The sequence below is a fragment of the Ferroplasma sp. genome (assembly GCF_037442045.1).
In the GTDB taxonomy this organism is placed as follows: Archaea; Thermoplasmatota; Thermoplasmata; order Thermoplasmatales; family Thermoplasmataceae; genus Ferroplasma.
Genome location: NZ_JBBIRC010000002.1, coordinates 45,361 through 57,237 on the forward strand (window position 1 = coordinate 45,361; position 11,877 = coordinate 57,237).

At 34.2% G+C, this 11,877-nt stretch carries 13 protein-coding genes and 1 pseudogene; 5 read left to right on the top strand and 9 right to left on the bottom strand.

Going from position 1 to position 11,877, the window contains the following annotated elements; translation table 11 throughout:
- Positions 1 to 133: 133 nt before the first annotated feature.
- The 5 genes from WKI77_RS00580 to WKI77_RS00600 form a co-directional block, all read right to left on the bottom strand.
- Positions 134 to 697, bottom strand: coding sequence for a 30S ribosomal protein S7 (locus tag WKI77_RS00580; RefSeq protein WP_337859894.1), 564 nt, complete (start codon positions 695 to 697; stop codon positions 134 to 136).
- Between the two features lie 4 nt (positions 698 to 701).
- Positions 702 to 1,130, bottom strand: a complete 429-nt coding sequence (locus WKI77_RS00585; RefSeq protein WP_337859895.1) for a 30S ribosomal protein S12 — start codon at positions 1,128 to 1,130, stop codon at positions 702 to 704.
- A gap of 4 nt (positions 1,131 to 1,134) precedes the next feature.
- The gene (gene ychF, locus WKI77_RS00590; protein WP_337859896.1) at positions 1,135 to 2,310 is read right to left on the bottom strand and encodes a YchF-related putative GTPase; all 1,176 of its coding nucleotides are present in this window, start codon (positions 2,308 to 2,310) and stop codon (positions 1,135 to 1,137) included.
- Positions 2,310 to 2,750 (bottom strand): UPF0179 family protein, encoded by a 441-nt coding sequence (locus tag WKI77_RS00595; protein ID WP_337859897.1) that lies wholly within the window; start codon positions 2,748 to 2,750, stop codon positions 2,310 to 2,312. Before WKI77_RS00595 ends, ychF begins: the two co-directional genes overlap by 1 nt.
- Positions 2,751 to 2,830: 80 nt before the next feature.
- Positions 2,831 to 3,883: an NAD(P)-dependent glycerol-1-phosphate dehydrogenase gene (locus WKI77_RS00600; RefSeq protein ID WP_337859898.1), complete on the bottom strand. Its 1,053-nt coding sequence runs from the start codon at positions 3,881 to 3,883 to the stop codon at positions 2,831 to 2,833.
- 126 nt (positions 3,884 to 4,009) lie between these two features.
- Between WKI77_RS00600 and WKI77_RS00605 the strand changes: the two genes are divergently transcribed.
- Together WKI77_RS00605 and xerA are read left to right on the top strand one after the other, a co-directional pair.
- Complete coding sequence (locus tag WKI77_RS00605) at positions 4,010 to 4,480, top strand: hypothetical protein (protein WP_337859899.1); 471 nt, start codon at positions 4,010 to 4,012, stop codon at positions 4,478 to 4,480.
- Positions 4,481 to 4,487: 7 nt separating this feature from the next.
- Positions 4,488 to 5,342, top strand: a complete 855-nt coding sequence (gene xerA, locus WKI77_RS00610) for a site-specific tyrosine recombinase/integron integrase (protein WP_337859900.1) — start codon at positions 4,488 to 4,490, stop codon at positions 5,340 to 5,342.
- Here the strand turns inward: xerA and WKI77_RS00615 are convergent.
- The gene (locus tag WKI77_RS00615) at positions 5,339 to 6,394 is read right to left on the bottom strand and encodes a polyprenyl synthetase family protein (protein ID WP_337859901.1); all 1,056 of its coding nucleotides are present in this window, start codon (positions 6,392 to 6,394) and stop codon (positions 5,339 to 5,341) included. The two genes, xerA and WKI77_RS00615, sit on opposite strands and share 4 nt — an antisense overlap.
- Positions 6,395 to 6,482: 88 nt before the next feature.
- Between WKI77_RS00615 and WKI77_RS00620 the strand changes: the two genes are divergently transcribed.
- Positions 6,483 to 7,169, top strand: a complete 687-nt coding sequence (locus tag WKI77_RS00620) for a tetratricopeptide repeat protein (RefSeq protein ID WP_337859902.1) — start codon at positions 6,483 to 6,485, stop codon at positions 7,167 to 7,169.
- Between the two features lie 69 nt (positions 7,170 to 7,238).
- Complete coding sequence (locus WKI77_RS00625) at positions 7,239 to 8,192, top strand: alcohol dehydrogenase catalytic domain-containing protein (RefSeq protein WP_337859903.1); 954 nt, start codon at positions 7,239 to 7,241, stop codon at positions 8,190 to 8,192.
- Here WKI77_RS00625 and rpe read toward each other — a convergent pair.
- Entirely contained in the window at positions 8,187 to 8,837 is a 651-nt protein-coding gene (gene rpe, locus WKI77_RS00630) for a ribulose-phosphate 3-epimerase (RefSeq protein WP_337859904.1), read from the bottom strand. The genes WKI77_RS00625 and rpe overlap by 6 nt on opposite strands.
- 179 nt (positions 8,838 to 9,016) lie before the next feature.
- Between rpe and WKI77_RS00635 the strand changes: the two genes are divergently transcribed.
- Positions 9,017 to 10,543 carry an AarF/UbiB family protein gene (locus WKI77_RS00635; RefSeq protein ID WP_337859905.1) on the top strand — a complete coding sequence of 509 codons (1,527 nt, stop codon included), beginning with the start codon at positions 9,017 to 9,019 and terminating at the stop codon, positions 10,541 to 10,543.
- Here the strand turns inward: WKI77_RS00635 and hsp14 are convergent, their stop codons facing one another.
- Both hsp14 and WKI77_RS00645 read right to left on the bottom strand, forming a co-directional pair.
- The gene (gene hsp14, locus WKI77_RS00640; protein ID WP_337859906.1) at positions 10,544 to 10,924 is read right to left on the bottom strand and encodes an archaeal heat shock protein Hsp14; all 381 of its coding nucleotides are present in this window, start codon (positions 10,922 to 10,924) and stop codon (positions 10,544 to 10,546) included. It lies immediately after the preceding gene.
- 534 nt (positions 10,925 to 11,458) lie between these two features.
- Positions 11,459 to 11,793: pseudogene (locus tag WKI77_RS00645) on the bottom strand (IS607 family transposase); the annotation flags it as partial.
- Between the last annotated feature and the right edge of the window lie 84 nt (positions 11,794 to 11,877).

Sequence of the window (11,877 nt, forward strand, 5' to 3'; positions counted from 1 at the left end):
ACTACCACTTATAAGTTATAATTATTTGTTATGCAATTGAGCCAAAGTATAAAATTATAATATTACTACTTACAAAACCAATAAAGTTGAACTGAAAAAATAAATTGCTTAAAATATTAAAAATAAGTTGCGTTTACCTTGCAGATGCTGCAACTCTTTCAATTTCTTCTTTTTTGCTTATTGCAAATGAATTTGCATCGTTTCTGGCTGCAAGCAAAATCTCGTTTGCAAGGCACTCCTGTATATGTGTTTTATGTTTGAATGAGGCTTTTGTTGCTCCTTTGGCTATATTTCTTAATGCCTCATCAAGCCTTCTGGACGGTGAAACATCGACTGATTTAGGAACTGCAATACCACCATATTTTAACCTTGTAACCTCTTCTCTTGGTGCTGAATTTTCTATTGCAGAAACAAGTATCTGAACAGGGTTCTGCTTTGTTTTTGTTGCAATTATATCAAAGGCATCTCCAAGAACTCTATAAGCTGAATATTTCTTGCCTGTCCACTTTGCAGTTCTCATAAGGTTGTTAAGCAGTCTTTCCACTGTATTTATGTTTCTTTTGCCAGACAGATAATTGGAGAACCTGCCTCCTGTGTCAAGGTTAAGATAAGATGTTAAATTTATATATGTGGCAAGACCCTGGTCTTTTATCTGTATACCTGAAATATCATATTTGTTCATTATTAACTGTTCCATGAAATCACCTTACTGTTTTCTCCTTTTTACCACGTACAAGCTGGTTAAGAGATATGTCATTGACTTTTATTACTTTGAATCTCACTCCTGGAATATCTCCTTTACTTCTTCCCATTCTTCCGCCAATGCCTTCCACCATGACCTCGTCATGCTCATCGATGTAGTTAATTGCACCATCGCCCGGTGCAAAAGCAGTTAACTGCCTCCCATTCTTTATGAGCTGTATTTTAACACATTTCCTGATTCCAGAATTAGGCTGTTTTGCTTCTATGCCAACTTTTTCTATAACTATGCCTTTGGCCTGTGGAGACCCTTCAAGGGGATCACTTTTTCTTCTGAGATCAAGCATCCTTCTTTTATAATTACGATCAGACCACTCATAATGTTTCCTTGCTTTCATTAATTTTTTTCCTGCATTTATACCATTTGCCACTACATCACCTTGAATTTGAAATTACTTTAATAACGTCATTATTTAATAATTTATAATCTTTTCCAATAATCCTCTTCGTTTTTCCATTAACTGCACGAATGAAGTTTTTCCCAATGTCTGTGTGTATTTTATATGCCAGGTCCAGTGCGGTTGAACCATCCTTCACAAGATAGGCGTCTGGGAGCACTCTTCCATTCTTATCTTCCCATTTATTTTCATCAAGAACAGGATATACAACAATGTATCCAAGTGATTTTATTATTGATGTAAGAACATCATAAAAACGCATTATATTGCCATTTTCGTATTTTTTCCTTATATTATTGAGAACAGTTTTCTGTGCTTCCCCTGATTTTGCTGTAAATGCAAAGTCGCTTCCGTCCGATGTTATATATCCATTATTGAACGCTTTTTCTATTAAAAGTTCATATTCCGCTGAAATTAAATATTTTTTTTCATCAGTATTATTGAATGATTCGAGCATGTTTTCTGTTAATAGATCCGCTTTATTGCCTGTATTGAACATCGGCTTAACATACTTTAATATTGTCTGGGAAAATCTGTTTATATCCTCCTGACTCCAGTGAATGAGCTTATCAGGGAATTTTTCCTTCGCCATTATAAATATTACATCCTTTTCATTTAAACCAAATGTTGCTGCTTTCTGCAGCATTTTAACTTCCAGCCTTTCACTGCTGTTATCTTCCTTTCTGGCAAATTTCTGCCAATCCTTAGATATTTTATTGCTCATCCAGTTAATTATCTCATTTTTCACAAATTTAATATCCTCTTCTGGATCATGCTTTTTTTCAGATGGATTCCCTTCGGAGTCACTCATACCAGAAGCATCAAAAAGATTTATTATAATATCGGCGTCCCTGATATTATCCAAAAATTCATTTCCCATGCCCTTTCCTTCACTTGCTCCCTCTATAAGGCCTGGAACATCTATAATTTCTACCGGAATGTACCTGATGCCATTAATACATTTGCCTTCTCTGGGGTTACATTTTGCATTTATCTCACTTTCCGGACATTTATCCATTATGAAGGAAACGCCAACATTTGGCTTAATTGTTGTGAATGGATAATTTGCTATATCAACATCTATTGAAGTTATGGCCGAAAACAATGTGGATTTCCCTGCATTTGGTTTCCCGATCAATCCAATTTTCAGCATTAAGATTCAACTTCTCTCATATCGTATCCTTTCGGGCAATTCAATCTGCTTTTTATATTTTTGACAACAATTTTCTTGTTTGCTTTCATATTTAATAGATTGCATTTCTCTATATTTGGGCAGGTGAGATAATCGCATTTCATGCTCCGCAATTCAATGGAAGATCCCTCCATAAGGCGCTTTCCATTCTGCACATTATACGTATCAGGAACTTCCTCAACTTCAATTGTAGAAACTTTATTTTTATCATATATGAAGCACGGATTTACCTGTTCCTTTACTTCTTTTATTTTATATGACCTGCCGGGCTCCAGGTTGAAGCAAACACTTTTTATTCTGCATTCATCGCATTTGCCTGACAGTGCCCCTCTGAAGGTGAATACAAGGCCTGGTTTTGCCAGCTCTACACCAATTAAACTTATTTTATCCAATTTGATCACATTCCATAAAATTAAATGGTTTATTAAAGTTATGATTTAAATTAGATATCCATTGCTGGATATTAATAAATCGCAGGAAATTATATTATTCCTGTCAACTTCAATGCTTTTCTTGAAACCTCCTCGCTTAAATCCGTTTCGCCAAGTATGGTATATCTCTGCGGCCTCAGCCTGTGTGCTATTGAAAGGGCTTTAATGGCAACTTCTTCAGATATGCCATAATCTTTTGCCTTTGTCGACACCCCTATTTTTTTGTACGTATCGTAAAGCATTTTCCAGTCGCCACCATGAAGATACATTGCAGCTAAGGAACCCATCGCTACCTGCTCTCCATGCATTGCATTTCCACTGCCAAGAATTTCAAGCGCATGGGCAAAAAGATGTTCGCTTCCACTTGCAGGCCTGGAGGAGCCGGCTATTGCCATTGCAGTGCCAGATGCAAGTATCTGTTTTGTTATCATCCATATGCTTGCTTCAAGCCCCGGTTGAATCATGCCTGCGTTTTCTATAAGTTCTCTTGAAGAATATTCAGAAATTACTGCGGCTGTGGTACTGAATGGTTCCCCCTTTATCCTGTTTGCCATCTTCCAGTCCATAACAGAAGTAATATTTGATATAACATCAGAGGCTCCAGCAGCTGCAAAGCGATAAGGTGCTTTGGCCATGATTTTGGTATCGGCAACAATAGCTGTTGGCATTGCAGCCTCTATTGATAAAAAGGATTTTCCATCATATATTGAAGCTCTTGGCGACGCAATGCCATCATGGCTTGGTGCAGTTGGAAAACTGATGAAAGGAACGTTTAAATCAAAAGCTATCTTTTTTCCCATATCTATTTTAGATCCGCCACCAACACCGATAACAATTCCTATCTTAATTTGTGATACTTCTTCTTCAGCCTTTTTCAATGCATCCATGGTTGCGTTGCCTGACATTAACACATGATAATCAAGCCCGTGCAATTTTTCAACAACAGCTTCTCCTGCGATTTCATAGGTTTTTGATCCAGAAACTATCAAAATTGTGCCGGACTTTAAATGGTTTTCAGTTACCTGCCTTATATTATCAATGGCGTTATGCCCTATGTAAACATCGTTTGGAAAATGCATTGCCTTGATTTTATTGAATTCCATTTAACTTATGATATTTAATTGGAATATAAATTTACGTATTTGCCGTTTAATTATACCTTTTATTAAAATTTTACAATAAAATAGCATTTCAAAAAGTTTAAATATGTCTGACAATTAATATTAAATATGAACCGGTACAGTAAATTTTTTTATGTTGGAATTCTTATAGTTTCGATTACATATCTCTTAATTTTCATTATCCCGGGTAAAAAACTCATAACATATTTTGGCTATAATTACTATTTTGGCATAATACCGAGAATATTTCCAGTTTTTCTCATATTTGGCAATGTTTTTACTGTTGTCGGACTTCTGTTCCCATCTGTAGATATTAAAAAGCGCAGGATTTACCTTGCTGCAGTAGCTTTCATATTTATAGGTGCAGGCGTTTTAATGGCACTTATACTGCATGTATCTCCATTGAATACAGGTGAGTACAATGGCATCCGCTCAGGATATCTGCTCGTTGAGGGGCCAATACTTCTATTCTTTACTCTGGTAATGGCATATTACATTTCTGCAAATTCCACAAATACTGCTACTATAATTTCAAGTATCAGCAACAAAGACGATTTTAAAGGTAAAGATAATAGGTGATAATATTATGCACACAATAATGGACAGCAATCGTGAATTAAAATCCTTTGAACGATTTATGATAATTGAAAGGAAGAGCTTCTATACAATAAAGGAATATAAATTCCTGCTCTCTGGATTCCTGTTATACTGTAATAAGGATATATCTTCAATAAATTATGAGGACATAGAAAATTATAAGCATTTCATCGTCACCGTAAAAAATTATTCAAAAGCATCACAGTATCTTGCCATGAAGGCCCTGCGGCTTTATTATAAATTTAAAAATAAAGAAATTCCTCCAAATCTTATACCACCAAGAAGGTCACAAAAAATGCCGGTATACTTAAATGAGAAAGACGCAGGCATACTGATTAACGGTACAACAAATTCAAGGGATCATGCTATAATATCAGTATTCCTGTATACGGGGGTACGTGTCAGTGAACTGGCAAATTTGCAGCTCGGAGATGTAGATTTTGATGAAAATATAATATATATACATAGCGGAAAAGGCGATAAAGATAGAATTGTGGTAATGCCGGAAATATGTCATAACCATGTAAAATCTTACATGAAAGATAGAATCAAAATTATGTCAAACAATAACTATCTTTTCATATCAAATAAAAAAACAAAATTTAACACAAGCACAATTGAAAGAATGGTAAAGAGAGTAGCAAAGAATACAGGAATAATCAAAAATGTTACACCTCATGTCTTGCGGCATACATTTGCCACATCAGTTTTGAGGAATGGAGGCGATATAAGATTCATTCAGCAGATACTTGGGCATTCAAGCCTGGCAACGACACAGATTTATACACATATTGATGATAATACATTAAAAGAAATGTATTCCATGCATATGCCAAAATATTAGTTTTGCCTTTTTATAAGATATTCAAGAAGGAAATCCAGCATTTCCTTTATTTTTTGATTTCCATTTATTCTTACCAGTGCAGACCTCGCCAGATTGTTATATTCATTTATTTTTGTTAACGTATATTCATATGAGCCAGTAGATTTTACTATTTCTCTAAGGTGATAAAAGTCAGAATCATTTATGTTTCCGCTCTTAAGGCAGCGTTGTATGAAATTTTTTGTTTCTGTGTCTGAATTATTATAAGCTTTTATCATTAAAAGTGTCTTCTTCCCTTCGTTAACATCACCTTTCACCGGTTTTCCCGTTTTTTCTTCATTGCCAAAAAGGCCGAGTAAATCATCATAAAGCTGGAAAGCTATGCCTGCGTATTTTCCAAATTCTTTGATGTCATCTATATACTCTTTATTTCCTGATAGATATACACCCATGAGAAGCGGCCCCTGAATGGTATATCTTGCTGTTTTGAGAAAATGAAGTTTTAAAAGCCTTTCCTCGCTGTATACATCTTCTATTGAGGAATATATATCAAGTATTTGCCCTTTTCCCGTATCTTCTATTATTCTGGAAAATTCTAAATCCGCATCAAGAAGATTTTCAACATTAAAACCGGAACGAATAAGCGCCTCATGGGAAAAAGTATCAATAAGATCGCCTGCACTGATTGCTATGTTTTCCGCAATTCTTGCTATACCATCGCCCTTCATCGACTGTTCAATGCCTTTATGGAAACTTGGCTTCCCCCTTCTCATGTCACTTTGATCCATTATATCGTCATGTATAAGCAGAAATGATTGTGCCATTTCTATTGAAATTGAAGCCTTTATTATTTTTTCATTCTCTTCGGCAAACATGCTGTACCCAAGTATCATGAGAATTGGCCTTACACGTTTTCCCCCATTCATGGTAAAATCTCTCAACCTGGTTATAATATCCGCTATTTTTTTATCATTGCATTCCTGCAATTTAAAATGAAAATAATTTTCTAACTCAATATTTATCTTTTCCTTCAGTTCATCGAGCTGCTTTTTATAATCTTCTATGTTTTTCAAGTTACACTTAATTGGTTAAATTATTATTAAGTTTTTTCATGATTCTTTGCACTTAATCTTAATATATTAAATATAAATATCATATATTATGTCAGAAAATTATGTATATAAGAAAGATGATGAAGCTGATGATTATAATGAACGTGGAATATCATATTTTAATGTGGTGCAATATGCTGACGCAGTTAAGGAATTCACAAAGGCAATAAACATTATTAAAACCGACCCAGATTATTTCATAAATAGGGCACTGGCGTATTATTCTATGCATATGTATAATGATGCAATTAAAGATTGCAAAAGCGCAATAGAACTCAGTAAGGACAGGGGAGATTACCATAATACTCTGGGTTCTATATATGATGATGCGAATGAGCTTGATAAAGCATTGCAGGAATTTGATGCGGCAATTAAAATAGAGGATGATATGCCGGATTATTATTACAATAGGGGCAATGTTTACTGGAAACAAAATGAAAGAGATCTGGCATTAAACGATTACAGCAAGGCTGTAAATTTGAACTCGTCTGACCCTGTATTCCTGTATAAAAGATCCCAGATATATACAGAGCTTAAAAAATACCAGGAGGCATTATTGGATCTCGACGAATGCATTAAACTGGCAAGAAATCCAGAATATTATAAGGATGAGGCGAACATATACTATTTGATGGGGAAAAAGGAAAAGGCTCTGGAGATACTGGACAGTGTTCTTAAATATTCTCCAGAAAATCTATCCTTAAAGGCGCTAAGAGCCAAAATTGAAAATGAATAATATTAAATTATATTTTTTTTAACTATTATTTTCAATAAATTTAATAATCAGATTTGTCTATAATTACATATGAAAGCAATAGAGTTTGACAAATCCGGAATAGATAATATAAAAATTGTGGATACAGATTTAAAAGGCAACGGAATTAAAGTTAAAGTAATAAAGGCGGGATTAAACCCACTGGATTATAATCTTATAGCTGGCAATGTTGTATACAATGTAAAGCCAATGCCGCATATTCCCGGTTCAGAAGTTATGGGAATTGCAATGGAAGATGGAAAAAATATACGGAAAGGCGATCGGGTAATAGTATACAACCGCATATTTGACAATGCATGTGATATGTGTTATTCCGGGAATGAACATTTATGCTACAATGGCGGCATATGGGGTGTGATTACCAACGGAGGATATTCTGAATATATCAAAATAGATGAACAGAATCTTTTCAGAGTTCCTGAGCCAATAGACGATAATACGGCGGTGAGCATCGGCATTGGGGCATTAACATCTTATAGGTCTCTGAAACGCTCAAAGCCGAAAATAAATGATAAAATACTGATATACGGTGCAGGAAATACGGGAATATTTACAGTACAGCTGGCACATAAAATGGGACTTGATGTCTATGTTTATTCAAGAAATAAGGAACTTGAAGAGCTTGGCATAAAGGTTATTGACTCGATTCCGGAGGATTTCCTTGCTGATATTATTATAAATCCACTGGGAGGAAAGTTGTTTGGCGATTCAATTAAGCATCTTCGCAGAAAGGGCAAAATAGTTACCTATGGTGTACTGACAGGTAGAATGGCGGATCTGGATATTGCACAACTGTACACAAATGAGCTGGAAATAACAGGATCAACTGGAGGAACAAGAAAAGATTTATCCGAGCTTTTAAGCATACTTGAAAAAAGCAATTTTCGCCTTCCAATGTATAAAGAATACTCTCTCTGGGATATAAAAGACGCGCTATACGCTTTCAAAGAGAGGGTCAATGGAAGAATTGTCCTTAACTTATAAGGATTTTAATTTCTTTATGCTTTCGGAAATGCCATTATTAAATATATATGATGCTGATACAAGAATATCTGCTCCTGCTTCTACAGCAAGTTTTCCTGTGTGATCATTTATTCCTCCATCTATTTCTATTTTTGTGCTGTAGAGATTATCATCTATATATTTTCGCAGGATTCTTACCTTATCCAGTGAACTTTCAATGAATTTTTGCCCAGAAAAACCAGGATAAACAGACATGACCAGAACTATTTCAGAGAATGGGACAAATTTTAAAATTTTATTTACATCTGTATCAGGATTGATAACTATTCCATATTTTATCTCTTCTTTTTCAAGCTTTTTAAAGAATTCTGCAATTTCTATAGGAGTTTCATAATGTATTAACAGAACGTCGCATCCTGCCTTTAAGAATGCTTTGTAGTATTTATCTGGCCTTTCTATCATAAGGTGGCAATCCAGCCTCAAATCCGTGCCTCTTCTTATTGAAGAAACTAATTCAGGTCCCATTGTAATATTGTCAACAAAATGCCCGTCCATAACGTCAAGGTGGAATGAACCAGCACCCGCCTGCTGGCATTGTTTAATCTGATTTCCTAGATCCAGAAGATCGCTGGATATAATTGAGGGAGAGATTTCCACATTTTTCATAATAACCAATCATGTCATTGGATTTATTTTTTTTTATAAACAATTTTTATGGCATGAATTCAGTGTAATATTATAAATGAATTTGGATTGTAAACATTTTTGCATTTGGGCGCATTGCAATACATATAATCTATATTCCTTTCCAGTAAATATTAAAAGGATGTTTTAAATGAACTCAGGTGAATACTGATCTTAAAGGTCTGAACAGAAAGGAAATTCGATACCTTGGAAAATTATTGCCAGTATTTTTGAAATTCAGTTCCGATAGAAACAAATCTAAAAGGCAGGAAGAATATAATTATAAAATAGAGAAGCACGGCCGTGCAGCAGTGAATACATTTATTGAATTAGGGCCAACATTTATTAAGCTTGGGCAGGTACTTTCAGCCAGGCCGGATCTGCTGCCTAAGGAATATCTAAAGGCATTTTCCGATCTTCAGGACAAAGTGCCTCCTGATAATTTTGCATATGCAAGAGCCCTAATAGAAGAGAACGTTGGCGCAATTAACAAGGTTTTTGGCGACTTCAATGAAAATGCCATATCCGGTGCCTCACTTGGGCAGGTATATAGGGCAACCTATATGGGAATAGATGCTGCAGTAAAGGTAAACAGGCATAATATAGATAGTACAATTAAAAGCGATTTAATTGTAATTAAGAAACTCCTAAAAACGTTTAAAAGATTTATAGATAATTATCTCTATATAAGCATATCAAACGTTCTTTCAGATTTTTCTGCAAGGATATATGATGAAACAAATTACATGATAGAAGCAGAGAATATAAAAAGAATAAGAAATAATATTAAGAAATATGATATAATTATACCGGACATTCTTTTTGAATCCAAGCAGGTTTTAATACTTACATACATTGAAGGCATAAAAGTTACAGATGTAAAAAAGCTTAAACAGAAAGGAATAGACCTTCCAAAACTTGCCCATAAGCTTGACCTCACCTTTATAAGGATGCTTCTTAGAAATGATATATTCCACGCAGATCCACATCCAGGCAATATAGCTATTTCAAATGAGGGTAAAATAATACTTTATGATTTTGGAATGGTTGGAAAACTTGATGACGATACAAGATTCAAACTTTTAAAGCTTTATGATGGCCTGATTAATAAAGATCCAGATACGATTATGGATTCACTTCTACAGCTGAATGCACTGTCACCTGCTGCAAACCGCGGAATAATAAGGAAGGGCATTGAATTATCAATAGCAAACCTTTCAGGTGCAAATGTAAATGAAATGGATATCAGGGAATTGCTTGAAATAGCAAACAATGTAATATTTGAGTTTCCATTTCACTTGCCAAGAGAACTTGTGCTTTACATGAGAATGTCATCGTTGCTTGAAGGAATATGCAAAACACTGGATCCGAATTTTAAATTTGTTCTGGTTCTGCGTGACATACTTTACAATGAAGGGATGCTTCAGGAACTTTATAGAAAGGAAATAAATGAATTTGTCCAGAAATCAATCATATCAATTGAAAAAGGCCTGGACGTACTTCCCTTGCTGAAACGTTCCCTTGAAGAAAGAGGAGGAGAAACAAAAGAAAATAAAAAACTTCCAGAAACAGTATTTTTATCAGCAGTTCTTATAGCAATGATATTATTTTCCAGAGTTCATCCAGTAATATCATATATTATTATAATAATAGATATCATTCTTTTTGCGTTTATATTAAAAAAATAATTATTCTATTTTAACAGTCTTCACGTTTTTTACCGGTATTTTTAATGACAATACTCCATCATTATACTTAGCAACAAAATCCTGTTCTGTATCAACTTCAAGCGGCAAAGCCATTCTCTTAAAGACTTTATCTGGCCTCTGGTTTTCAAATACGGTTCCTTCAGGTTTTATTTCTCTCTCTGCCCTTATCACTATCGCATTTTTTTCCAGTGTAACTTTTATATCATCACGGGCAAAGCCAGGCAGGTCTGCTTCTATTCCTATGTAACCATTGTCTTCGTACATTGTGACAGGCGGATACATAAAGCTCATTATTTCTTTAGCTCTGTTATTCATATTTTTCATAACTTCATCAGAGTAATATTTTAGCGGTCTGTACATATTTCAAATATAAATAATGAGTACTAAAAGTTTATGTTAACCAGAAATTTAATTATTTGGAGCAATTGTATACAAAATTATATTTTTAATATTTAAGTATAGTAAAAGGTTCAATGGCTATATAAAAATATAGAGAATAATTAATCTGTTCATGAAATTTTTAATTTGGCTTTAAATTATTAATAATCTTTATCATTTTCAGTGTTGGCTTCAGGTTTTGAAATTTGTTAAGCATTATAACAAACTCCTTTGGAAGTTATTATCTCTTTGAGGCTTAAACTTCCTGGATGCAACCAGATACCATCTATCCCATCCTCTAATGATTCTGAAATTGCTTTACTAAATTATAATATCCTTCCATTTTCTCCTTTTTTATAAATGACTGCCTGAGAATATAATTTGCCTGATTATAAAGATTATTTGAAATATGGCATAGACTGGAGATGTTTTCGTTGTATTCTGTATATATCTGCTCTGCCCTATTGATTTTCATATCCTATCTCAATGGATTTATTTCTCTTCTTTGAATATCTAGTTTAATAATTCAAAACCAACTCTGCTTAAACGGTCTTTATATGTTACAATAACTTTTTCAACCTTATTGTCCATAATCTGATCAAGCATCTCAAAGAATCCTTTTCTCTTCTCAAATGATATTCCAGAAGCAATATCAGAATATATTGCATTAATAGTATAACCATTCATGAAGCACCACTGCTTCATCTGATCTATTTGATTTTGCAGATCTGTTTTCTGTTTTGTTGTTGATACACGTGCATAGAGAACAGTTTTCCTCTTTACACCCTTATTAAGTATCTTATAAATATTCTGGATATCTGTAACAGGTTCAGGACTTCTTCGGCTTTCATTGTTAACAGCATACATGTCAATAGTACATAATGATATCATTATAATTCATTATATCCCATTTTCCATTTTTTTGAATCTCTTGT